Below are 24227 nucleotides of genomic sequence, written 5' to 3'. Positions count from 1 at the left end.
AAAAAGTATGGCAAAAGAAATAACTTACGAAGAAATAGCCCGCAACCTGAAAAATAAAAACTATGCTCCCGTTTATTTCCTGATGGGAGAAGAGGATTACTATATCGACCGCATATCCGAATACATCATGCAATACGTTTTGACAGAGTCGGAGAAAGAGTTTAACCAGACCGTAGTATATGGAACAGACACAGATATAGCTTCTGTTATTAACGCAGCAAGAAGGTATCCGATGATGTCGAAATACCAGGTGGTTGTAGTTCGCGAAGCACAAAACTTAAAGAACTTGGACGAGTTGACGTATTATCTGCAAAAGCCGATGCTTTCTACCATTCTGGTATTTTGCTATAAACACGGCGCATTAGATCGTAGAAAAAAGCTGACAGCAGAACTGGAAAAGGTAGGTGTGCTGTTCGAATCCCGGAAGCTGAAAGACACTCAACTTCCAGGGTTTATCGCATCTTATTTAAAACGCCGTCAAGTGGAAATTGAGCCAAAAGCCTCAGAAATGATGGCAGAATTTGTAGGGACGGATTTGAACCGAATGGCAGGCGAGTTGGAAAAATTAATTATCACGCTTCCCAAGGGACAACGGCGGATTACACCCGAGCAGATAGAACAGAATATCGGCATCAGTAAGGACTTTAATAATTTCGAATTGCGGAATGCATTAATCGTAAAAGACGTATTCAAAGCGAATCGAATAGTAAAATATTTTGAAGAAAATCCAAAACACAATCCGTTGCAGGTTACGCTGGCTGTATTGTTCAATTTCTTTGCCAACCTGATGTTGGCATACTATGCTCCCCAAAAAAATGAAGAGGGAGTGGCCGCTCAACTTAGCCTGCGATCCCCGTGGCAAGCACGCGATTACCTGGCTGCCATGAAACACTATTCGGGAGTAAAAGTAATGAAGATTATCGAATGCATCCGTCAATGCGATGTTCGTTCGAAAGGTGTGAACAACGCTTCGGTTTCCGACGGGGAATTGTTGCGTGAACTGATTTATCAAATTCTTCATTGATTGCAGTCCGGCTGAAGTCAATCAAGGCAAAGTCACAATACCCACAGTCCAAGGGCAAACGTATCTGAAAAATTATGCAGATGTATCCTCGGTAACGGAGAGGGTTATCCGATCTTGAGAAGAGAATATCTTCAACATCGGGGCATTTGTGCAAAATTAATCCCTGCATCCAATTTCTAAAGAAACACATTTCCGGAAAGATGAAAAGTTGATTTGCTTCCGTGGCTTGTGTGATTTTGCCATTCTTTTTTCAACCAATATTGCCTACCAGACGAAGATATATTCATAAGCCATTCCAGATAGCTTTTACAAGCTATGAAGATAACTGAAATGGCTATGAATATATCTTTATTTTGCACATCATTATTCTGATGAATCTTAAAGAATAGATTCGGGCTTTTTTTACATTCAGACATATACATTTCTACATTTTGGCTCCGATGAACCTAAAATACATTTGTATTTGTAAATGCCATGAATCGATATGTATATTTGTTTAGGCTGTAGTACAAATGTAAATACATGGTCTTATGGTTATATTGTGTACTTTTATAAATGTACATGATAATTTATACAATGTATTTATACACAGGATAATAGGCTAAAACCCAACAATCTATGAAGAATTAATGAAATAATATTTTATATGGCATTAAATAACTGTTTACATTTCTATATTATCGAAGTGTAAACAATCAAAATTATAGTATAACAATCTATATCCTAGTAGTTTATATGAATTTGTTAAAGTTAAAAAGAACTTGAAATTGATGGTTTACAGATGTAAACATTAGATATGATTACAGATGTAATTCATGGTTATGTAATTTTGTTATTTGTTTTTCCATATGTAAATTTGCAAATGAAAATAAAAAGCATTACATTTGTAATCATTAAGATTATATACACAAATAATTATAATGAAAGACCGTATTTTACAAATCATACAAAAGGAGTCGTTAACCAATGCCGAATTTGCTGAAAAAATAGGCATATCGACATCTTCTCTGTCGCACATATTGACAGAGCGGAATAAACCTAGCCTGGAAGTGGTCATGCGCATTCACAAGGCTTATCCTTCTATTAACTTGAATTGGTTGCTTTATGGTGAAGGTGAAATGAAAGTCGTTGAAGAAGGTACCACAGATGGAAATAGCCGTCTGTACAGCAATGAGAATCCAGAAAATGCAAGCGGATATCCGGTTCGTTTTGATTTTCGCAAGGAAAACGCGTCTTCCACTCCAGGAAATGGTATGCAAAACACTGTAAAAGAAGAAATTAAATATATAGAAAAACCTCATCCGAAAATAGTTGAAATACGTATTTTCTTTGATAATGGAACATATCAGGTATTCAGGCCAGAGAAATCTTGATTATCTGTGGAAGTGGATGGGCAAAAGCGATGGAGTTTTCTCTATAGATTGAGGTAAATTCGTTATCTTTGTACTGTGAAACGAATTTACCTCAATTTATTTTATGAAGAAATACATTCTTGATTTGACTGTTACAGAAAACATACGTTTGCATGCAAACTATGTATTACTCAAGTTGACCCAGGCTGAGCCGTTGCCTGAAATGCTTCCGGGGCAGTTCGCCGAAATACGGGTAGACGGTTCGAACACGACATTCCTGCGTCGTCCTATTTCTATTAATTACGTAGACCGCCAGAAAAATGAGGTCTGGTTCTTGATTCAGCTGGTTGGTGATGGTACACGTAAATTGGCTACCGTGAATCCTGGGGACACAGTTAATGTGGTCATGCCGTTAGGAAACGGTTTTACAGTCCCAGAAGACACTGCTACTAAGGTGTTGCTGATAGGTGGAGGTGTAGGCACGGCTCCTTTACTTTATTTAGGCGAAACTTTGTTGAAGAAAGGCTTGAAACCTACATTCTTGTTGGGAGCACGCTCGAAGAATGACTTGTTGCAACTGGACTTGTTCGAGGCGTTGGGCGATGTCCATACTACTACCGAAGACGGAAGTATGGGAGAGAAAGGGTATGTCACGATGCACAGTGTACTGAGAGACAATACGTTCGATCTAATCTGCACATGTGGTCCTAAACCAATGATGATGGCCGTGGCCAAATATGCCAATCAGCAGGGCATAGCGTGTGAAGTGTCGCTAGAGAACACGATGGCATGCGGTGTGGGGGCTTGCCTTTGCTGTGTGGAAAACACCCGGGATGGTCATGTGTGTGTATGTAAAGAAGGTCCTGTATTTAATATAAAGAAACTATTATGGCAGATTTAAGTGTAAACATAGGAAAACTGGCTTTATCGAATCCGGTGATGACTGCATCGGGAACATTCGGTTACGGACTTGAATTCCAAGACTTTGTGGATTTGGAGAAAATTGGAGGAATTATCGTGAAGGGGACGACACTTCATCACCGTGAAGGAAATCCTTATCCGCGTATGGCGGAAACACCGATGGGCATGCTGAATGCTGTGGGACTACAAAACAAAGGGGTGCATTATTTTGCAGAACATATCTACCCACAAATCAAAGACATCCGTACCAATATGATTGTGAACGTGTCTGGATCGCAAATAGAGGATTATGTGGAAACAGCAAGCATTATCGACGGCCTGGACTGCATCCCGGCTATTGAGCTGAACATCTCATGCCCGAATGTCAAGCAAGGTGGGATGGCTTTCGGAGTAACAGCTCATGGAGCCGCCGAGGTTGTATCTGCAGTGCGAAAAGCTTATCACAAGACATTGATCGTGAAACTGTCGCCCAATGTGACCGACATCACAGAAATAGCGCGTGCAGTGGAAACTGCCGGAGCAGACAGTGTATCACTCATCAACACGCTGCTGGGAATGGCAATAGATGCCGAAAAGCGTAAACCGGTCTTATCCACTATCACTGGAGGGATGAGTGGAGCAGCAGTGAAGCCTATCGCCTTGCGCATGGTATGGCAAGTAGCAAAAGCCGTGAAGATACCTGTCATTGGGCTAGGTGGAATTATGAATGCCCGCGATGCCGTGGAGTTCCTGCTTGCTGGAGCAACCGCCGTACAGATAGGTACGGCCAACTTCATTGATCCGGCTATAACCGTAAAAGTAGCGGAAGGTATCAACGACTATCTAGACCGCCATGGATTTGCTTCAGTTCGTGACATCATCGGCGCGTTGGAATATTAAAAAATAATTTACATATGCGAATGGCATACTGAAAATGCAAATAAAATAATTGGCCACAGATTTTTTTTACTTTTTTGTCAAGAGAGAGGAAAATATAAATCTGTGGCCTTTTTTCGTGAATATGTAGATTTGAAATAAATGTAAAGAAATATCTTACTTCAGCAAGTCCGGACGCAACCGTTTGGTACGCTCTAAAGATTGTTGAAACTCCCATTCACGTATCTTTGCTTCGTGCCCCGAAAGCAGAACATCGGGTACCTTCCATCCTTTGTATTCTGCGGGACGGGTATAGACTGGTGGAGCCAGTAAATTATCTTGAAATGAATCGGACAGTGCCGATTGCTCGTCGGATATCACACCAGGGATAACCCGTACGATGGCATCAGATATGACGGCTGCCGCCAGTTCGCCTCCAGTTAGTACGTAATCGCCGATACTGATTTCCTTCGTAATAAAATGTTCGCGGATGCGGTAATCGATGCCTTTGAAATGCCCGCACAAGATAATCAGGTTTTGAGTCATCGACAAGGTGTTCGCCATTTTCTGGTCGAACTGCTCGCCGTCAGGGCTTGTGAAAATCACTTCGTCATAATCGCGCTCGGCTTTCAGGGCCGAAATGCAACGGTCTATCGGCTCTATCTTCATCACCATTCCTGCACATCCGCCGAAAGGATAATCGTCTACTTTTCGGTAGCGGTCGAAGGTGTAGTCACGTAAATTATGGATATGAAATTCAGCGATGCCTTTCTTTTGTGCCCGGCTCATGATGGAGCAGTTGAAAAAGCCCTCAATCATTTCGGGCAAAACGGTAATAATGTCTATTCGCATGTTTCCTTGTTATTTTTTTGCAAAAGTACGAAGTTTCCGTTGTTCCCGTACCGCACACTGGCACATTTTTGCTATTTTTGCAAGAAACATCCGAAACGAACATGACAGAAACAGAAAGAATCGACCAGTTGCGTGAAGAATTGCACCTTCACAACTATAAATATTATGTAGAGAATGCGCCCGTCATCTCCGACCAGGAGTTCGACCACCTGATGCGCGAACTGCAAGACCTCGAAGCCCGTCATCCGGAGCATTACGACCCCAATTCGCCCTCGGTGCGGGTGGGCAGCGACATCAATAAGAACTTTGTCCAGGTAGAGCACCGTTATCCGATGCTTTCGTTAGGGAACACCTATTCGCAAGCCGAAGTGACGGAGTTTTACGAGCGTATTGCCAAAGCACTGAACGAAGATTTTGAGATCTGCTGCGAACTGAAATACGACGGCACTTCCATTTCGTTGACTTATGAAGACGGCAAGCTGGTACGTGCCGTGACACGTGGAGACGGTGTGCGAGGTGATGACGTGACCGATAATGTGAAGACCATTCGGGCTATTCCGCTGGTGCTGCACGGCGACGGCTATCCCCGCCAATTCGAAATGCGCGGCGAAGTGCTGATGCCCTGGAAGGTGTTCGAGGAACTGAACCACGAACGCGAACTACGTGAAGAGCCTTTGTTTGCCAATCCGAGAAATGCGGCTTCGGGCACGCTGAAGTTGCAGAACTCTGCCGAAGTAGCAGCCCGCAAGCTTGACTCTTACCTTTATTATATGTTGGGCGAAAACCTGCCTCACGACGGACACTATGAAAACCTGCAAGAGGCTGCCCGATGGGGCTTCAAAGTTTCGCACGTGACACGCAAGGTGAAGACCCTGCAGGAGATATTCGACTTCATCAATTATTGGGATGTAGAACGGAAGAATCTACCCGTGGCTACCGACGGCATTGTGTTAAAGGTAAATTCTTTGCGCCAGCAACGCAATTTGGGCTATACAGCCAAATCGCCGCGTTGGGCTATCGCCTACAAGTTTCAGGCAGAACGTGCTTTGACCCGATTGCTGAAAGTCACTTATCAGGTAGGGCGCACGGGAGCCGTAACGCCTGTCGCTAATTTGGAACCTGTGCAATTGGCAGGAACGGTAGTCAAACGCGCTTCGTTGCACAACGCCGACATCATTGCCTCACTTGATTTGCATATTGGCGATAACGTCTATGTAGAAAAGGGAGGCGAAATCATTCCGAAAATAACAGGTGTAGACGTGGCATCCCGTCCCGAAGGAAGCGAGAAAGTAACCTTCATCACCCATTGTCCCGAATGTGGAAGCCCGTTGGTGCGTTACGAAGACGAGGCAGCCTATTACTGCACCAACGAAAGTTCCTGTCCGCCGCAGATAAAAGGGAAGATCGAGCATTTTATCAGCCGCCGTGCGATGAACATCGAAGGCTTGGGACCTGAAACCGTCGACCAATTCTACCAGGAAGGACTGATACACGATGTAGCAGACCTCTACACGCTGAAGGCAGAAGACCTCGTACGGCTAGAACGCATGGGCGAAAAGTCGGCAGAGAACATCATTCAAGGTATTGCCCGTTCGCGCGAAGTGACTTACGAAAGGGTGCTTTTTGCATTAGGCATCCGTTTTGTAGGTGAAACAGTTGCAAAGAAAGTGGCACGTGCTTTCCGTTCCATCGAGGCATTGGCTACAGCTACGCTTGACGACCTGATTCACGTAGACGAAATCGGCGAGAAGATAGCTGGCAGCATACTGCGTTATTTTGCCGACGAGAAAAACCGCAACCTTATCGAACGCCTGCGTACGGCTGGGCTGAAGCTGGAAGCCGATGAAGAAGACCTTGCAGGGCATACCGATAAGCTACAGGGAAAGTCGATTGTCATCAGCGGCGTATTCGCCCGTCATTCGCGCGATGAATATAAGGAGATGATAGAGAAGCACGGAGGGAAGAACGTGGGCAGTATCTCGAAAAAGACCAGTTTCATCCTTGCCGGCGAAAACATGGGTCCCAGCAAGCTGGAAAAAGCCCGTGCACTAAGCATACCTATCCTAAGTGAAGATGAGTTTCTGAATATGATAAACGGATAAAAATAAAATGAGCTCCGCAAACAGCCAATACCCCTGAAAAATGAATATATACTGCAACCGCGATTGAATATATACTGCATTCGCGATTGAATATATCTGCATCCACTTACGGATATATACTTCATCGGCTGACGCAGTACTACTGCGTTTTTCACCTCAGTCGGATTGGCTAAGAGCCTGTTTAAATTTCCCAATAAAGTAAGAAGCTGTTTTGAATTTCTCCAAAAAGTTTTTCTTGGCTTGATGTGTTCGTTTTCGTGTGTGCTTTGGGCGATTTTTTGGTTCTTTCCGCTTCTGTTCTTCGTCAGATAGCCCGCTATCTTCCTCATCACAGAAGCGAAAATGCCTCAAAAACTCATCCCAAATCATCGCACGATAAATTCAAAACAGCTTCTAATATTCTATCAGGTTCTTTTGCGTTTGTTTCCGGTCTGTTTTCCCGATTTTATTCGTCAGATAGCCCGCTATCCTCCTCATAAAATCAGAAAAACATCCTCGAAAACAATTCGCAAAATTAACCTGAGCAAAATTTAAACCGAGCAAAATTTAAACCGAGCAAAATTTAAACGCTCTAATTGCGGAATTCATTTAAAAAAAATCCGCAAATCAGTTTTGTTCTACTATAATTTTGTATATTTGCCTAAGCATGCGTATTTAATCCGTGTGCCAATCAACTTAAATCGTAAACCCATAAAACACAAAGTATGACAGATAATAGAGAAAAACTCTTTTCCGATTTCCCAGAAGTGACAACTCAAGAATGGATGGACAGAATCCAGACAGATCTGAAAGGAGCTGACTATGAAAAGAAATTGGTATGGAAAACCAATGAAGGTTTTAATGTAAGGCCTTTTTATCGTCGGGAAGATTTGGAAGAACTGAAAACAATTGATTCGCTTCCAGGTGAATTCCCTTATTTGAGAGGAAATAAAAAAAATGACAATGCCTGGTTTATTCGTCAAGATATCCATGTGGAAAATCCTTTAGAAGCCAATCAGCATGCTCTTGCCTTACTCAACAAGGGTGTTGATTCGCTAGGATTTCATATCAAGGCAAAAGACTTGAATGCTGAATACCTTCGCACGTTATTGGAAGGAATCTATTGTGACAGCATCGAATTGAACTTCACTACTTGCCAGCGTCACACCGTGCTGTTGGCGCAGTTACTAACCGATTATTTTAAAGAGAAAGGGTATGCCTCTGACAAACTTTACGGATCGCTCAATTTTGACCCTATCGGCAAGATGCTGCAAAAAGGTAAAGATGTAAGCCCGATTATCAGCCAGGCAGCTGAGCTGGTACGAATTCTTGCCGATTATCCCCATTTCCGCTGTGTAGTTGTCAATGCATGTCAACTTAACAATGCCGGCTCCTATATTTATCAAGAATTAGGCTATGCATTGGCATGGGGGAATGAATATCTTAGCAGGCTGGTAGAAAGCGGAATTCCAGCAGACCTTGCTGCAAGAAAAATCAAGTTCCATTTTGGCATAAGTTCTAACTATTTTATGGAAATTGCCAAATTCCGTGCTGCACGTATGCTTTGGGCGTCTATAGTGAAAGCTTACCAGCCGAAGGAAGATACGGCATGCCAAATGAATATACACGCAGAAACCTCTACATTCAACCTGACGTTGTTTGATTCGTATGTTAATCTGCTTCGCACACAGACGGAAACAATGAGTGCAGCCTTGGCAGGGGTGGATTCGATAACCGTCACTCCTTTTGACAGTGTTTATGAAACGCCGAGTGAATTTTCTGAACGTTTGGCACGCAACCAACAACTGTTGCTGAAAGAAGAGTCTCACTTCAATCGTATTGTAGACCCTGCCGGCGGTTCATATTACATTGAAAACCTTACTGTATCCATAGCCAAGCAGGCATGGAACCTGTTTCTGAAAACCGATGAAGAAGGTGGAATGGTAAAAGCTATTCTTGCAGAAAATGTACAGAATGCCGTAAACCAAAGTAACCAGGCACGCCACGAAGCTGTATCACGCCGGAAAGAAATTCTGCTGGGAACCAATCAGTATCCGAACTTTAATGAAATAGCTGGAAGTAAAGTCCCGTATGAACATGTGTGCGGATGTGATGGAAAGCATCATCATGAGGAGGAAAAATCGTTTGCAAGACTCAGTACCGAGCGTGCAGCAAGCCAATTCGAAGCACTCCGCCTGGAAACCGAACGTTCGGGAAAACGTCCGAAAGCGTTTATGCTTACCATTGGCAATCTGGCAATGCGTCAGGCACGCGCCCAGTTCTCTTGCAATTTCCTGGCATGTGCCGGATATGAAGTAATAGATAACCTGGGCTTTGATTCAGTGGAGGAAGGCATAGAAGCGGCTTTAAAGTCAAATGCAGATGTTGTAGTCCTTTGCTCCAGTGATGATGAATATGCTCAATATGCAGTGCCTGCCTATCAGGCTTTGAATGGTCGTGCAATGTTCATTGTTGCAGGTGCTCCTGCCTGCATGGAGGACTTAAAAGCAGCAGGTATTAAACATTTCATTCATGTCCGTTGCAATGTATTGGAAACCTTGCGTACATTCAATGCTGAATTATTATGATTGACTTATCGAACACAGAACCACGGAATAACCATAAACCATGAAACCGAATTTTAAAGACATTGACATATTTGCCGGCTTTCATCCTCAAGATGGAAAAGAATGGCAACGCTCCAATGGCATTACTGCTAGCTGGAAAACACCTGAGCAAATCCAAGTAAAACCTGTCTATACCCAGGAAGACCTGGAAGGTATGGAACACCTCAATTATGCAGCAGGACTTCCACCATTTTTGCGTGGGCCTTACTCGATGATGTATGCTTTCCGTCCTTGGACAATCCGTCAGTATGCTGGTTTTTCTACAGCAGAAGAGTCGAACGCATTTTACCGTCGTAACTTGGCTTCAGGACAGAAAGGATTATCGGTCGCGTTTGACCTTCCTACTCATCGTGGCTATGACCCAGATCATCCTCGTGTAGTAGGAGATGTGGGAAAAGCAGGTGTATCTATCTGTTCACTTGAAAATATGAAAGTCTTGTTTGATGGCATTCCCTTGAACAAGATGTCCGTTTCAATGACCATGAATGGTGCCGTATTGCCTATTATGGCATTTTATATCAATGCAGGATTAGAGCAGGGAGCGAAACTGGAGGAAATGGCTGGCACTATTCAGAATGACATATTGAAAGAATTCATGGTGCGTAATACGTATATCTACCCACCTGCATTTTCAATGAAAATCATTTCTGATATTTTTGAATACACCTCGCAGAAGATGCCCAAATTCAATTCAATTTCTATTTCAGGCTATCACATGCAGGAAGCTGGTGCTACAGCTGATATCGAGCTTGCCTATACTCTTGCCGATGGATTGGAATATCTTCGTGCCGGGATTGCGGCTGGGATTGACATTGATGCCTTTGCTCCTCGGCTTTCTTTCTTTTGGGCAATCGGCATGAACCATTTCATGGAGATAGCCAAGATGCGTGCGGCGCGTATGTTGTGGGCAAAAATAGTCAAGCAATTTAATCCGAAGAACCCCAAATCACTTACTTTGCGTACTCATTCCCAGACATCCGGATGGTCGCTTACCGAACAAGATCCTTTTAATAATGTTGGCCGTACTTGTATTGAAGCAATGGCAGCTGCATTAGGACATACACAATCTTTGCATACCAATGCTTTAGACGAAGCTATTGCGCTGCCTACCGATTTTTCGGCACGTATCGCACGTAACACTCAAATTTATATACAGGAAGAAACACAGATTTGCCGTGAGATAGATCCGTGGGCTGGGTCTTATTACGTAGAATCATTGACTCATGAACTTGCCCATCGTGCATGGGAACATATTCAAGAGATTGAAAAATTGGGTGGAATGGCAAAAGCTATCGAGACAGGAATTCCGAAAATGCGTATTGAAGAAGCAGCAGCACGTACTCAGGCACGTATTGATTCGGGCGAACAGACTATTGTTGGTACCAACAAGTATCGTTTGGAAAAAGAAGATCCGATTGATATCCTGGAAGTAGATAATACAGCTGTACGTCAAGAACAAATAGAGAATCTGCGACGTCTGCGTGAAGGAAGAAATCAAGAAGAGGTAGATAATGCCTTGAATGCAATCACAGAATGTGTACGCACCGGTAAGGGGAATTTACTTGAACTTGCAGTGGCGGCAGCCAAAGTACGTGCAACATTGGGTGAGATTTCGTACGCATGCGAAAAGGTGGTAGGAAGATATAAAGCAGTAATTAAAACAATTTCAGGCGTGTATTCATCAGAAAGTAAAAAAGATGCAGACTTTACACGGGCGTGTGAGTTAACCGAAGAGTTTGCCAAAAAAGAGGGAAGGCGTCCGCGGGTAATGATTGCTAAAATGGGACAAGACGGACACGACCGAGGGGCTAAAGTTGTAGCCACAGGATTTGCTGATTGTGGCTTCGATGTAGATATGGGTCCTTTGTTTCAAACTCCGGCAGAAGCAGCTCGTGAAGCTGTAGAGAACGATGTGCATGCTGTAGGAGTATCATCACTGGCTGCAGGACATAAGACACTTATTCCACAAATTATCGCAGAGCTGAAAAATTTAGGCCGTGAAGACATACTTGTATTTGCCGGTGGTGTTATTCCTCCGCAAGACTACGATTTTCTTTATCGGGCTGGTGTAATGGCTATATTTGGTCCTGGAACTTCGGTTGCGAAGTCGGCATGTCAAGTTATGGAATTCTTGCTTGACGAGGATTAATTGTGTGAATTTATAGAAGGTCTCAGGGAAATATAAAAGCCTGTTTCAGGATTATCCGAATGTCCTTAAAAATAAAAGATGGCATATGAAGATGAACTACCTATTTAATCATCTCATATGCCATCTTTATTGTGCAAATTGCTGAATCTTAGTAAACTTCCCGTACTGTCATGACTTCTGGATAAGACCTGATTGGTTGACTTTTGCCAGTAGATTATCTACTTGTTTCCGCCAATCAGACAGATTTGATACGCATAAAGTGTTCATACCTGCTTTTTTACCTGATTCTATATTCGTTATACTATCATCAATGAATAGTGTTTCTTCAGGCTGCATCCGTGCGTCTTCCAACATTTTTTTGAAAATATCCATTCCAGGTTTCATACATCTCATCTCGAACGAGAGGTAGAGCTTGTCGAAATACGTGTCAATGCTTTTACCCGAAGGAGTGAACTGGGGCGTGCGTGCCCAATAATCCATCAAGTAGGGATTGGTGTTACTAAGTAGGAAGGTACGATACCCCTGCTTGCGCAATTCGGTGATGTAGTCCAGTTTGCGCAAGTCCATGCCACTCACGAAACTCATCCAGGCCTGACGTACTTCTTCGCGCTTCAGTGTGCGTCCGCACAATTGCCCCAGTTTCTCACGATAGTCTTCTTCGCGCAGTTTCCCTTCTTCCAATTCTTGAAATATTCCGGTCTGGTGATACTTGTCAAGAATGTGGCCGGCATCGGTCAGACCAAGATGTACAAAAGCCTTGACCGCTTGTTCGCGGTCGAGGTCGACTATCACGCCACCGAAATCAAATACAACATTCTTTATCATACTTGTTATTTGTTTCTAGGGTTATTTTTTAGCCATTTGTCCAACCAGCGAAAGAAAATGCGTTGCCATAATACACCATTCTGAGGTTTCAGCACCCAGTGGTTCTCATCGGGAAAAATGAGTAGTTCAGCGGGCACTCCTCTGAGTTTGGCAGCATTGAAAGCTGCCATTCCCTGTGAAGCGAGGATGCGGTAATCCTTTTCACCATGGATACAAAGGATAGGTGTATCCCATTTATCGACGAAGAGGTGTGGCGAGTTGGCATAGCTGCGCTGTACGGCAGGGTTCTGCTTATCCCAATATGGACCGCCTAAGTCCCAGTTGGTAAACCACAGTTCTTCGGTTTCTAAGTATTGTTGTTCCATGTTGAAGAATCCATCGTGGGCGATAAAAGCCTTGAAACGTTTGTTGTGGTGTCCGGCGAGCCAGTATACCGAGTATCCTCCAAAGCTGGCTCCCACGCAACCTAGGCGTTCCTTGTCAACGTAGGGTTCCTGGGCAATATCGTCTATTGCGCTCAAGTAATCATCCATGCAATGTCCGCCATAGTTAGTACTGATTTCCTCCAACCATTCCATGCCGAATCCAGGCAATCCGCGACGGTTGGGAGCGATGACTATGTAACCATTGGCAGCCATGATTTGCAGGTTCCAGCGATAGCTCCAGAACTGACTGACGGGGCTTTGCGGTCCTCCTTCACAGAAGAGTAGGGTGGGGTATTTCTTGCTCGGGTCAAAGTCTGTGGGATAAACTACCCACGAGAGCATGTCCTTGCCGTCTACGGTTTTGGTCCAACGGGGTTCTACCTTTCCTTTCTTCAATTGGCCGAAGATATGGTCGTTTTCCGTCGTGATGCGAGTCACCTTGTGTTTTTCTTTCAGGTCGACAGTAAAAAGCTCGTCAGCTTCGCTCAGCGAATGGCGCATGGTAAGCAGTTGCTTATCATTCAACATGCTGACCGATGTATAATCGTACATTCCTTCAGTGAGTTGTTTCACCTCTCCCTTCAGGTTGGTACTATGAATCATGCTGGTAGCGTGCCATACGCCTGTAAAGTATAAGGTCTCACTGTCTGGAGCCCAGCAGTAGCTATCCACGCCTGATTGGAATGTTTCTGTCACGTAGATTTTCTCTCCACTGTCCAGATTCATTACGCACAGGCGGTTACGATCGCTTTCGTAGCCATCTCGTTCCATACTTTGCCAGGCAATGTGCTTACCGTCTGGCGAAAATTGTGGGTTGGTATCATAGCCCAAGTTCTTATCGATGGCATCTTCTTTGCAGAGGTTGCGAGTCTGTTTGGTATTAATGTCGTAAAGGTAGATGTCCGAGTCGGTCGATACGGCATACTCTTTACCGTTTTTTTTGCGGCAAGTATAGGCTATTTGCTTGCCATCGTTGCTCCATGCCAGTTGTTCGATGCCTCCGAAAGGCTTCATCGGTGATTCATAAGGCTCTCCAGCTAAGATATCGGTAGCATCGCCCACTTGGTTGCCGTCAAAAGATGCAATGAAAGGGTGTGGGATTGTTTCCACCCATTCGTCCCAGTGCTTGTACATTAAGTCATCTATCACCCGTCCGCTCGCCTTGTCAAGGTCAGGATATAGGTCGGAGGTGCGTTCGCCGTATTTTACTTGAGCAATAAAAAGTACCTTGTTTTCGTCGGGTGAGAACTGGAAGCCTTCAATATCGCTTGGGTGTGCCGAGAGTTGCTTGCGTCCGCTGCCATCAGGATTCATTTCCCAAAGCTGGCTGCTTCCACTTTCCGATGTGAGGAAAGCGATTTTGGTACCGTTTTTTATCCAGGTAGGGGAATTTTCACTAGTTGCAGAGGTGGTGAGCATAGTGTTTCCCGTACCGTCAGCGTTCATCACATAGATGACCGTGTGACTAGCGTTTTCCTTTACGCTGTAATATGATACGGTGTAGGCAATCCGTTTTCCATCGGGCGACACATTGGTGCTACCGATACGACCCATTGCCCAAAGGGCTTCGGGGGTTAACCGGCCGTCTTTGATGGTTATCTCCTGTTTGCCGATAAAAGGTTTATCTGTTTGCACGCCGGCGTACGTCTGTCCACTTGCAGCAAGCATCACGGCGGCAGTCATAGTCATTAAACTTGTTTTCATTTATTTTTAATGTTAAATTTAGGTTGTTCAATTATTTCACCATAGAAAGACAGGGAAGCATAGTCTGTTTTCAATAGCTCTTCTGTATTTGGTAGTGAATGTGCAGTTCACTTTCCGGTAAAATAGGCCGGATAGTTGTCGAACAAGCAGTTCAGCTGGTTGCCTCCCATCTGGATGTTATCCATGTACGAATAACCGTTCCGGTAGTCAATTCGGATGCTGGTGTATGAAACATTCCACCAGTCCCATCCGAAATGCATCGTTGACTCGTTTCGGTTCCCATACCGGTCTTCTTGATAGAGGTAGTCCGTACCTGTATTATCGGGGTAGAAGCGAAGTTCCTGATAATAATACGTGTCAAACTCATCGTACCATTCTTCCACCCATGTCCTGCTGCATAGATAATCGGTACATTCGCGGTAACTGTTCGTGCCATTTCCAAATTCGATTCCTATTCCTGCGTATTCACATGAAGCTAATGTGAGCACCATTGCCGTCAGGAAAAATATGCGGTAAAGTTTGTGTGTCTGGGTTTTCATGTCATCCTCCTTTTCTTGTTGTTGGTTTCTATGTGCAAAGATAAACTTGACACTCGGTACTTCCAACTTATTTTTCCTAAATCGGACAAGGGAGATTCCTATTCATGATAGGGATTTCCCTCTTTCCAATAAGCTTTTCGTGTTTAACTTAGACAAATGCTTGTTTGCTTTTGGCACTGACAAGCTCTATGTCTAATCGGATTATTTCCGTACGATGGAACGACTTTTGGGCATATTCGATGCCTTGCATCTTATTATCTGGACAATACTTGCTAAGTAAGAGCGAGAGCGCCGACATGCGTTCCGCCTCATGTAAGCTGCGGTGAGCAGTACATTGCACAATCACGCTTTCATAGGCGGTAGTGAACTGCGCTGGCTTTACTTGCGTACGTCCTATTACGCAGAAGGACACTTGTGGGCAGGCATCAATACACAATAGCTTGTGTCCAGTAGGGGCGCAATGGATATAGATGGAATTGCCGCGGTCCCACACGTAACTAAGGGGGATTCCGTACGCACCGTTCCCGTCCTCGCTGCGCATAGACAGCACGCCATATTCGCCTTCCCGCAAGATTTCAAAGGCGCGTTCTTGTTCCAGTGTCCGGTCTTGCCGACGGATGGTTGAATTGTCAAATCTCATAAGACTAGTTTTTATTTGAAGTCAGAAGCAGAAGGAATTGGTCGCTCCTTTAACTTTTTTAATATCCTTAATTTTTCGTTAACTATTGGCTATCTCATAAATTTCCCGTGTTGCCTGGCGGTCTAAGGGAACGTAGTTACCTACTCGTTCACCCTTATTGGCATGCAGATGTTTTACCAGTTTGTCAATGTCTGGGTGTTCGATGCCAAGTTCCCGGAACGTTGTAGGCATGCCGATTTCACATAAGAAGGCTTTCAGGCGTGTGATACCTTCTTGTGCCACTGCTTTTTGGTCTTCACTAACCGGCACATCCCATACGCGTTCAGCATATTGCGCTACTTTGCCAACATTATGGTTAATCATGTAAGTGAGCCATGCAGGGAAAATTACGGCAAGACCCGCTCCGTGAGTCACATCGTAGAGAGCACTTACTTCGTGTTCCATGAAGTGAGAGGCCCAGTCTTCTTCACAGCCTGTACCACAAATGCCATTATGGGCTATGGTACCTGCCCACATGATGTTGGCACGGGCTTCGTAATTATACGGGTCGGCTATTATTTTCCGTGCTTCCTCGATAATGGCTTTCAAGATGCCTTCGCACAGGCGGTCGGTTACTTCCGTACCAGGAGTATTTGTAAAATAACGCTCCATGATATGCGCCATCATGTCGGTAATGCCACTTGCTGTCTGCCAAGCAGGTAGGGTATAAGTTAATTCTGGATTCATTATGGCAAATTGTGGACGTAACACTTCAGGAGTGCGTAAGCTTAGTTTTTTTAGTCCGTCCACTTTCGTGATGACCGAATTGCCTGACCCTTCGCTACCTGCCGCAGGGATGGTGAGCACCACACCCACAGGCAGCGCTATGTGGGGCACACTCTTACCGGTGAAGAAATCCCAAAAATCACCTTCATAAGGGATGCCGGCAGCAATCGCTTTAGCCGTGTCAATAACAGAACCTCCGCCTATAGGTAAGAGAAAATCTACTTGGTTACGTCTTCCTAGCTCAATGCCTTCGTACACTTTCAAATCAGTAGGATTAGGTTGCACATCTGCTAGTTCGGTGTAGACAATGCCTATTTCTTCTAACGATTTTTTTACGCGATTCAATAAACCATTTTTTCGGACAGAACTTTTTCCATATACTATCAATACATTTGTCCCGTGAAATTTTTTCACTAACGTTCCCGTCTGTAGTTCAGTATCTTTACCGAAAACAAACTCTGTGGGACTGTAAAACATAAAATTATTCATACTTTTAATTTGGTTAAATTGATTTTAGTAGATTACAAAATCAAATTTGATTCGGTTTATTTCTTTTGTCTTTCCATGTTTAGGAACAATGAGTTCTGCAGACAAAGGTAGATAATATTCTCGATAAATCGCATACTTTTACTGACTATTATAAAATTGGATGAACGTTCAATATTAGTATAATCGCGATTATGTTTAATTCATAATAATATTCCCACCACTTTCAATCATTTGTTTTTATCGAATTGATAAACATAAAAAGAATGTTAATAGGTATTCTAATTTTTTCAATTCCCAAATTCTTTCAGATTTGCTGCTTTACTTTGCAATAGAAAAATTAAACGGAATGAAATTATTAACCATTAAAAATGTAAGCCTTATGAAAAAGTGGATGTTTTTATTAGTATGTATGTTTTCGATGCAAGTAGCTATGGCAGACAATGATAAGCCTATTACTTTTGAACAGCTGCCGGCGGCTGCACAAACTTTTATTAAGCAACATTTTGCTGATGCGAAAGTTGCTTTTGTCAAAATGGAAAAAGAATTTCTTGATTCGTCCTACGATGTTATATTCATCAATGGTGATAAGGTTGAATTCGATAAAAAAGGTAATTGGAAAGATGTGAGTTGCCGGCGGATGACGGTTCCACAAGCCATAGTGCCAACCAAAGTACAAGAATTCGTAAAAAGCAATTATCCCGATGCCAATGTAATAAAGATTGAGAAAGACCGTTATGAATACGAAGTAAGACTCTCCAATTTTTGGGAATTGACTTTTGACCTTAATGGAAATCTCATCGATATGGATAATGATAATGACTAAGTAACCTAACAATGAACAATTGACAATTAGCTGGTAGCACCATAATTGTCAATTGTTCATTTATTAATTCTATTTTTTGCTCCTCTCCTATTGAATTTATTATTGGCTTTTAGTGGTTTAAGCCATAAATAGGATGAATAATTGTGCAGTTAAAATTCGCAAGAACATAACTAATGGATATACTGTAGAGTAACCTACCGCTGGTGCGTCATTACCTGACACTTGATTAGAATATGCCAGTGCTGGTGGATCAGTTGTACTACCAGCGATCAAACCTATCAGGGTATAATAATTGATTTTATAGTATAACCGTGCTATTAAGCCGATAATCATTAAAGGAAGTAATGTAATAAGAAAACCGACTCCTACATATAGCAAACCATCACCTTCGACAACAGTTTGCACGAAGTTTTCACCAGCCTTGACGCCCACACTTGCCAAGAACAAAACCAATCCGACTTCACGCAGCATCAGATTTGCACTCATTGTAGTATAAGTCACTAAATGAACTTTATATCCGAAACGTCCAATCAGAATAGAAATGATTAATGGACCACCTGCTAAGCCTAGCTTTACAGGTGTAGGGATACCTGGAATAGCAAATGGCAGGCTGCCAAAAATAATACCACAAAGAATCCCCACAAAAATAGTCACAATATTGGGGTGGTCCAAACGTTTCAACTGGTTACCTAACATTCCAGCCACACGTTCAATGGCATCTTGCGGTCCTACTACCATTACACGGTCACCGACCTGCAATGTTAAACTTCGGGCTGCAAAAAGGTCCATACCCGAACGATTGACACGAGTCACATTCACACCATACATGCTACTGAAATGCAGTTCACCCACAGTTTTCCCGTTAATAGAAGGTTGTGTCACCAAAATACGGCGCGATACCATCGGTTTGTTTTCTGTATTCTGATGTTCCCAGTCCACTTCAATTTTTGAACCGATAAAGGCCTCTATTGCCTCTGCGTCATCTTCGGCACATACGATGTTCATTTCATCACCTGTGTGCAGCACTGTTTTAGAATTAGGAATATTTACCTCTCCGTTTTGGAGGATACGCGAACACACTAAATTACGTGCCAAGAAATTTTGCAACTGCAAAATAGTCTTGCCATTTAAAGCCGGATTTTCCACCCTTAGCTGAATCCGATAAGGTTTCAGATGCGGGTTGGCTTCTTCGGCTTGTTGGATAACTTCCGATTCTTTATCAAGATCTACCCTGCATATATAGCGGATAAGAATCATTGAAAGAATAATGCCGATTACTCCCAACGGATAAGCACATGCATATCCCATGGCAATTTCCGGACCTTCATAGTGTAACTGTTGCAACGCTTCATTGGCAGCTCCTAGCCCCGGTGTATTCGTTACTGCACCACAAAGGATACCCACAATCATCGGAACTTCAATGCGTCCTTGCAAGGCATAATAAATAATAAGGGCAACAATGATATTAAATGCAACAATGCCAGTAGCAAGTAGGTTCAGTCTAATTCCTCCCTCCTTAAATGAGGAGAAAAATGAAGGACCAACCTGCAGACCAATGCAGAATACAAACAATATCAACCCAAAGTCTTGTAGGAAAGAAAGAATGGCAGGATTCCCCGTAAAACCGAAATGCCCTGCCAAGATTCCAACGAACAAGACAAAAGTAACTCCCAGCGAGATGCCGAAAATTTTAATTTTCCCTAAGAGTACTCCGCCTGAAATTACAAAGGCATAAAGCGCAACAATGTGCGCTATGGAGTTGGGATTCGTCAATAAATCTTGTAGCCAATTCATAATATTATCTCTTTAAGTTGCACAAATGTAACCAAATCAAATAATATGTCAAAGCTTTTGCTCTAAAAAAAGAAATAAAATTAGAGAATGTATAGCAATATAGCATTGTAAATACATTTCTAATGCACAGAAATTGTTTGTCTGTGATTCACTGATGTTCCTCTGTAAATTCTGTTTTCAATAAAATGAAAAAGCTCCGATTCTTAATAGAACAGAGCTTTTTTATTTTATTGAAAAACAATTCTTAATGTTTTTTATTCATTCGTCCTTCACGTTCCTTCTGCAGGCGTTCCTGCTCTTTCTGCAAGGCTTCCAGCTTCGCCATCAGTCCGCTTTGCTTGCGTTCGGAAGGCGCTTTCTTATTGGCTTCCAGTTGTGCCAGCAACTTCTTTTCATCGGTCATACGCCGCATGATCCACATCGTAAGAATACCTATTAACCCAGAGATAAAGTAATAATAACTCAATCCCGAAGCATATTCATTGAAAATAAAAAAGAACATTACCGGCATGATATACATCATCCATTTCATAGCTGCCATCTGTGGGTTGGCACCTGTGTCTTGCTGTTTCATCATGATAATCTGGTTGATTACCGTAGTGGCACTGAAAAGCAGGCAGAACAGGCTGAGATGATTTCCCAGCAACGGGATGCTGGTGCTCCAGTGAATCAAATCATCATACGATGAAAGATCGCTGGCCCACAGAAAACTCTGCTGACGCAACTCGATAGCATTGGGTACGAAAAAGAATAGCGCCATGAACACTGGTGTCTGTATCAGCATCGGCAAGCACCCTCCCATCGGACTTACGCCGTACTGGCTGTAAAGCGACATGGTTTCCTGTTGTTTCTTGAGCGCATCTTCCTGCTTGGGATATTTCTCGTTGATTTTATCTACATAAGGCTTCAGGGCACGCATCTTAGCCGAAGATATAAACGATTTCCACGTAGTGGGCAGTACCAATATCTTCACGATGATAGTCATCAGCAGGATAACGACACCCATGCTCAGTCCCAGTCCCGACAACCAGTCGAAGAGGTTGATGGTGAACCAGCGGTTAATGAGCCGTATAATGGGCCAACCCAAGTAAACCAGGTCTTCCAGTTCCTGATCTTTATCTTTGAAGCTCAGGTCATTGCTGGCCAGCAATGTCTTGAAATGGTTGGGGCCAAAGTAGAACTGGAAGTGGCTGGGCTGTGTACCAGTAGGATCGAAAGCTGTTTGCATGCCGGCATGATAATTTTTCATATAGCCGCTACTTTTTTCTTCCATCTTCGAGTCAAGAGTAGCATTTTCGAAGTTCTTCTCAGCCATAAACACACACGAGAAGTATTGGTTCTTAAACGCTACCCAATCAAGCGGTTCGGTTATACTTGCCTGCTCATCCTTGGTCTCGCTTAAGTAGTCGAAGCTATCCCCCACCGGCTTGTAGGTTAGCGAGGTATATCGCTGCTCGAAGTTGTATCCTTTCTCCATCTGGCGTGCACGTTGCTTCCAGTCGATAGTCATAGTCTTTACCGCAGGCGAAAAAAAGTTCTGCAAACCGCTGGCCTGCACGGTAAAGTCGAGCATGTACGAGTCTGGCAACAGGCGGTACTTGAAGTCCAAATGTCCACCATTCGCCGCGTTCAAGCGCATTGTTACGGTGCTATCGGTTACATCCGTGGTTTCAAAATACAGATTGCTGCTCAATATGTTCTCGTTCTTTCCTTCGAAACCGATGTTGAGCGAGGCATCATCGCCATCGAACAATACCAGCGGTTGCTTTTGCTGGTCATTGTATTCTTTCAGCATCGCCTTGCTTACTCGTCCTCCCTTGTTGGAAAGCGTGATTTGCACGACGTTGTTTTCGAGGGTAGTGAACTGTTCGGTGCCTTGGGTATGGGCGAAGAATTGCGAAGTGGAGTCTGCCTGAAGCACTTGTGCAGCTTCAGCCTGCTTGGCTTTCAGCATCTGTTCTTCCTGCTGTTGCACCACAGTCTCGATGGAGTCCTGGTAGTGCTGTGCACGCTCCATCTCTTCCTGGCTAGGGCGGCTGTAGATGCTGAATCCGATGACAACTGCGCCAATCAGGATGGCTCCCACTAACGTGTTTTTATCCATTTGCTTTTAAATTTATAAGTTATTCTTTTCTGTTTCCACAAGAGGGCACAGGATATACCAGAAGATTTTTTTAGTTAAATACTCTGCATATCCCTGTGTTCTCTGTGCGAATCTTTTTACTTGCTGATTGCCGCTTTGACGAATGACAAGAACAGCGGGTGCGGCTTGAGCACGGTGCTGCTGTATTCGGGGTGGAACTGGGTACCAATGAACCAGCGCAAGGTAGGAATTTCGATGATTTCCACCAAATCTGATTCTGGATTAATGCCCACGCACTTCATTCCTGCTTTCTCGAATTCTTCCTTGTAGTCGTTGTTAAACTCGTAGCGGTGGCGGTGGCGCTCCTGAATGTGTTCTGTCTGATAGGCCTCGTAAACCTTCGAGCCTGGTTCGAGTACGCATTCATAGGCTCCCAGACGCATCGTGCCACCCATGTTAGTGATGGATTTCTGTTCTTCCATGATGTCGATGACATTATGAGGGGTCTGCTCATCCATTTCACGGCTGTTGGCATCGGCATAGCCCAATACGTTACGGGCAAATTCGATGGCCATGCACTGCATGCCCAGGCAAATGCCAAAAGTGGGTATATCATGGGTACGGCAATACTTGATAGCTACAAATTTGCCGTCAATGCCTCGCTGACCGAATCCCGGACAGATGATGACACCGTCCATGTCCTTCAGATTTTCTTCCACATTGCCTTCGTTCAGCTTCTCGCTGTTGATGAAATGAATATCTGCCTTGCGGTCGTTGTAGGTGGCAGCCTGCGAGAGGGCTTCCAAGATAGACTTATAGGCATCCTGCAAGTCGTATTTTCCCACCAGACCGATACGCACTACTTCTGTAGCATGATGACGGCGTTCCAAGAAGGCACGCCACGGACCCAGTGTCGGAGTCTCGCCAATGGGAAGGCCCATTTTCTTGAGGATGGTGACATCAAGTCCTTGCTCTTGCATGCGGAGCGGCACTTCATAAATGGTAGGCATGTCGATAGACTGTACGACAGCATTTTCATCGACATTACAGAACAAGGCCACTTTCTTCTTCAGCCCCGTACTCAATGCGTGTTCGGCACGCAATACCAGAATGTCGGGCTGGATGCCCACCGACTGCAATTCCTTGACAGAATGCTGTGTGGGTTTGGTCTTCAACTCACCGGCTGCAGCCAGATAGGGTACATAAGTAAGGTGCACGCACAAGGCGTTGCGTCCCAATTCCCATTTCAGCTGGCGGATGCTTTCCAGATAAGGGAGCGACTCAATATCGCCTACAGTTCCGCCGATTTCAGTAATTACGAAATCGAACTTGTACTTGTTGCCCAACAATTTGATGTTGCGCTTGATTTCGTCCGTGATATGGGGAATAATCTGCACCGTCTTACCCAGGTAGTCACCGCGGCGTTCCTTGTCGATAACGCTCTTGTAGATACGGCCTGTCGTGATGTTGTTCGCCTTCGTTGTCTGGATTCCCAGGAAGCGTTCGTAATGTCCTAAATCGAGGTCAGCCTCGTGTCCGTCCACCGTGACGTAGCATTCACCGTGCTCGTATGGGTTCAGTGTTCCAGGATCGATGTTGATGTAGGGATCAAACTTTTGTATAGTCACGCTGTAGCCTCTGGCTTGCAGCAACTTACCGATAGATGATGAAATAATGCCTTTTCCCAAAGAAGAGGCAACACCACCTGTTACGAAAATGTACTTTGTTTCTGCCACAATATGTTAGTTTTAATGTTTTTGGTTTAGCACTTCTATTTCAAAGTGGCAAAATTAGTAAAAATTGCCGAATCTTGCACTATGATACTGCAAATTATCCTGCATGTAACCATAAAAACTAATATGTGGTCCGCAAAATGCCCATAGTATAAAAGGAAGTTAGAAGGAGTTATGCTTTCGGCAGAAGTTAAAGGCCAACAGTCCTGCTATGGCTTCCATGAGCAAAAGTATTGGCTTCTAACTTCTTTTAACTCCCTGAAATAAATCCTTTTAACTCCTTATTGGGCAAAATGCGGAATTCATTTCCCAATAAACATTCTTTGCCGCATATCTGTTGTAAGAGTGCGATTCTTTTTCATTTCGGTCCTATTTTAAATAGGCACCCCTGTTCTGCAAATGGAAAAAATTGTATTTTTGCAAAAACTTTAGTTCCTATGTTTGTAATGTGCTAGCAAAATAGCATAAAGCCAAGAGAATTATTAAATTTGTAAATGAAAGAAATAACTTAATACCCCCATGACTTTATGCGTAAACAAAGTAACA

18 protein-coding genes are annotated in these 24227 nt (G+C 43.7%); 8 read left to right on the top strand and 10 right to left on the bottom strand.

The window, feature by feature from the left end:
* Positions 1–7 precede the first annotated feature (7 nt).
* The 4 genes from holA to B5F25_RS08165 all read left to right on the top strand — a co-directional run bounded on the left by holA (position 8) and on the right by B5F25_RS08165 (position 4176).
* Positions 8–1024, top strand: coding sequence for a DNA polymerase III subunit delta (holA, locus tag B5F25_RS08180; protein WP_022039186.1), 1017 nt, complete (start codon positions 8–10; stop codon positions 1022–1024).
* Positions 1025–1944: 920 nt separating this feature from the next.
* Positions 1945–2397, top strand: a complete 453-nt coding sequence (locus B5F25_RS08175; protein ID WP_087211900.1) for a helix-turn-helix transcriptional regulator — start codon at positions 1945–1947, stop codon at positions 2395–2397.
* A gap of 103 nt (positions 2398–2500) precedes the next feature.
* Positions 2501–3277, top strand: coding sequence for a dihydroorotate dehydrogenase electron transfer subunit (locus B5F25_RS08170; protein ID WP_087211903.1), 777 nt, complete (start codon positions 2501–2503; stop codon positions 3275–3277).
* Positions 3265–4176, top strand: a complete 912-nt coding sequence (locus tag B5F25_RS08165) for a dihydroorotate dehydrogenase (RefSeq protein ID WP_087248872.1) — start codon at positions 3265–3267, stop codon at positions 4174–4176. Before B5F25_RS08170 ends, B5F25_RS08165 begins: the two co-directional genes overlap by 13 nt.
* A 153-nt stretch (positions 4177–4329) precedes the next feature.
* On the opposite strand, the gene trmD is transcribed toward B5F25_RS08165, so the two are convergent.
* Positions 4330–5004: a tRNA (guanosine(37)-N1)-methyltransferase TrmD gene (gene trmD / locus B5F25_RS08160; protein ID WP_022039191.1), complete on the bottom strand. Its 675-nt coding sequence runs from the start codon at positions 5002–5004 to the stop codon at positions 4330–4332.
* 101 nt (positions 5005–5105) lie between these two features.
* Between trmD and ligA the strand changes: the two genes are divergently transcribed.
* Positions 5106–7106: an NAD-dependent DNA ligase LigA gene (gene ligA / locus B5F25_RS08155; protein WP_022039192.1), complete on the top strand. Its 2001-nt coding sequence runs from the start codon at positions 5106–5108 to the stop codon at positions 7104–7106.
* A 156-nt stretch (positions 7107–7262) separates the two neighbouring features.
* On the opposite strand, the gene B5F25_RS21605 is transcribed toward ligA, so the two are convergent.
* Entirely contained in the window at positions 7263–7475 is a 213-nt protein-coding gene (locus B5F25_RS21605; protein WP_162614377.1) for a hypothetical protein, read from the bottom strand.
* A 335-nt stretch (positions 7476–7810) separates the two neighbouring features.
* On the opposite strand from B5F25_RS21605, the gene mutA reads away from it, so the two are divergent.
* The gene (mutA, locus tag B5F25_RS08145) at positions 7811–9673 is read left to right on the top strand and encodes a methylmalonyl-CoA mutase small subunit (RefSeq protein WP_022040867.1); all 1863 of its coding nucleotides are present in this window, start codon (positions 7811–7813) and stop codon (positions 9671–9673) included.
* Between the two features lie 40 nt (positions 9674–9713).
* Positions 9714–11861 carry a methylmalonyl-CoA mutase gene (scpA, locus tag B5F25_RS08140; RefSeq protein WP_087248868.1) on the top strand — a complete coding sequence of 716 codons (2148 nt, stop codon included), beginning with the start codon at positions 9714–9716 and terminating at the stop codon, positions 11859–11861.
* 168 nt (positions 11862–12029) lie between these two features.
* Here the strand turns inward: scpA and B5F25_RS08135 are convergent, their stop codons facing one another.
* From B5F25_RS08135 to B5F25_RS08115, 5 genes are all read right to left on the bottom strand, one after another.
* Positions 12030–12686, bottom strand: a complete 657-nt coding sequence (locus B5F25_RS08135; protein WP_022040869.1) for an HAD family phosphatase — start codon at positions 12684–12686, stop codon at positions 12030–12032.
* Between the two features lie 5 nt (positions 12687–12691).
* Entirely contained in the window at positions 12692–14815 is a 2124-nt protein-coding gene (locus B5F25_RS08130) for a S9 family peptidase (protein WP_191765268.1), read from the bottom strand.
* 107 nt (positions 14816–14922) lie between these two features.
* A complete protein-coding gene (locus tag B5F25_RS08125) occupies positions 14923–15354 on the bottom strand; it encodes a hypothetical protein (protein WP_087248901.1) in 432 nt (143 codons plus the stop codon).
* Between the two features lie 148 nt (positions 15355–15502).
* The gene (locus B5F25_RS08120; protein ID WP_022040872.1) at positions 15503–15994 is read right to left on the bottom strand and encodes a pyridoxamine 5'-phosphate oxidase family protein; all 492 of its coding nucleotides are present in this window, start codon (positions 15992–15994) and stop codon (positions 15503–15505) included.
* 78 nt (positions 15995–16072) lie between these two features.
* Positions 16073–17248 carry an iron-containing alcohol dehydrogenase gene (locus B5F25_RS08115; RefSeq protein ID WP_087209849.1) on the bottom strand — a complete coding sequence of 392 codons (1176 nt, stop codon included), beginning with the start codon at positions 17246–17248 and terminating at the stop codon, positions 16073–16075.
* 379 nt (positions 17249–17627) lie between these two features.
* Between B5F25_RS08115 and B5F25_RS08110 the strand changes: the two genes are divergently transcribed.
* A complete protein-coding gene (locus tag B5F25_RS08110; protein WP_022040874.1) occupies positions 17628–18071 on the top strand; it encodes a PepSY-like domain-containing protein in 444 nt (147 codons plus the stop codon).
* A 117-nt stretch (positions 18072–18188) separates the two neighbouring features.
* Here the strand turns inward: B5F25_RS08110 and B5F25_RS08105 are convergent, their stop codons facing one another.
* From B5F25_RS08105 to B5F25_RS08095, 3 genes are all read right to left on the bottom strand, one after another.
* Complete coding sequence (locus tag B5F25_RS08105) at positions 18189–19865, bottom strand: putative transporter (RefSeq protein ID WP_087248864.1); 1677 nt, start codon at positions 19863–19865, stop codon at positions 18189–18191.
* Positions 19866–20109: 244 nt separating this feature from the next.
* Positions 20110–21969, bottom strand: a complete 1860-nt coding sequence (gene yidC / locus B5F25_RS08100) for a membrane protein insertase YidC (RefSeq protein WP_022040876.1) — start codon at positions 21967–21969, stop codon at positions 20110–20112.
* A 116-nt stretch (positions 21970–22085) separates the two neighbouring features.
* Entirely contained in the window at positions 22086–23684 is a 1599-nt protein-coding gene (locus tag B5F25_RS08095; RefSeq protein ID WP_022040877.1) for a CTP synthase, read from the bottom strand.
* Positions 23685–24227: the final 543 nt, after the last annotated feature.

It is taken from the genome of Bacteroides sp. An19, assembly GCF_002160215.1.
Lineage (GTDB): Bacteria > Bacteroidota > Bacteroidia > Bacteroidales > Bacteroidaceae > Phocaeicola > Phocaeicola intestinalis.
The sequence above is the reverse complement of the archived record's forward strand: the minus strand, read 5'-3'. Positions and strand labels throughout refer to the sequence as shown.

What these genes read in the sequence shown, in the direction of transcription:
- holA (WP_022039186.1), top strand. Translation starts at nt 8, where the DNA reads ATGGCAAAAGAAATAACTTACGAAGAAATAGCCCGCAACCTGAAAAAT.
- B5F25_RS08175 (WP_087211900.1), top strand. Translation starts at nt 1,945, where the DNA reads ATGAAAGACCGTATTTTACAAATCATACAAAAGGAGTCGTTAACCAAT.
- B5F25_RS08170 (WP_087211903.1), top strand. Translation starts at nt 2,501, where the DNA reads ATGAAGAAATACATTCTTGATTTGACTGTTACAGAAAACATACGTTTG.
- B5F25_RS08165 (WP_087248872.1), top strand. Translation starts at nt 3,265, where the DNA reads ATGGCAGATTTAAGTGTAAACATAGGAAAACTGGCTTTATCGAATCCG.
- trmD (WP_022039191.1), bottom strand. Translation starts at nt 5,004, where the DNA reads ATGCGAATAGACATTATTACCGTTTTGCCCGAAATGATTGAGGGCTTT.
- ligA (WP_022039192.1), top strand. Translation starts at nt 5,106, where the DNA reads ATGACAGAAACAGAAAGAATCGACCAGTTGCGTGAAGAATTGCACCTT.
- B5F25_RS21605 (WP_162614377.1), bottom strand. Translation starts at nt 7,475, where the DNA reads ATGATTTGGGATGAGTTTTTGAGGCATTTTCGCTTCTGTGATGAGGAA.
- mutA (WP_022040867.1), top strand. Translation starts at nt 7,811, where the DNA reads ATGACAGATAATAGAGAAAAACTCTTTTCCGATTTCCCAGAAGTGACA.
- scpA (WP_087248868.1), top strand. Translation starts at nt 9,714, where the DNA reads ATGAAACCGAATTTTAAAGACATTGACATATTTGCCGGCTTTCATCCT.
- B5F25_RS08135 (WP_022040869.1), bottom strand. Translation starts at nt 12,686, where the DNA reads ATGATAAAGAATGTTGTATTTGATTTCGGTGGCGTGATAGTCGACCTC.
- B5F25_RS08130 (WP_191765268.1), bottom strand. Translation starts at nt 14,815, where the DNA reads ATGAAAACAAGTTTAATGACTATGACTGCCGCCGTGATGCTTGCTGCA.
- B5F25_RS08125 (WP_087248901.1), bottom strand. Translation starts at nt 15,354, where the DNA reads ATGAAAACCCAGACACACAAACTTTACCGCATATTTTTCCTGACGGCA.
- B5F25_RS08120 (WP_022040872.1), bottom strand. Translation starts at nt 15,994, where the DNA reads ATGAGATTTGACAATTCAACCATCCGTCGGCAAGACCGGACACTGGAA.
- B5F25_RS08115 (WP_087209849.1), bottom strand. Translation starts at nt 17,248, where the DNA reads ATGAATAATTTTATGTTTTACAGTCCCACAGAGTTTGTTTTCGGTAAA.
- B5F25_RS08110 (WP_022040874.1), top strand. Translation starts at nt 17,628, where the DNA reads ATGAAAAAGTGGATGTTTTTATTAGTATGTATGTTTTCGATGCAAGTA.
- B5F25_RS08105 (WP_087248864.1), bottom strand. Translation starts at nt 19,865, where the DNA reads ATGAATTGGCTACAAGATTTATTGACGAATCCCAACTCCATAGCGCAC.
- yidC (WP_022040876.1), bottom strand. Translation starts at nt 21,969, where the DNA reads ATGGATAAAAACACGTTAGTGGGAGCCATCCTGATTGGCGCAGTTGTC.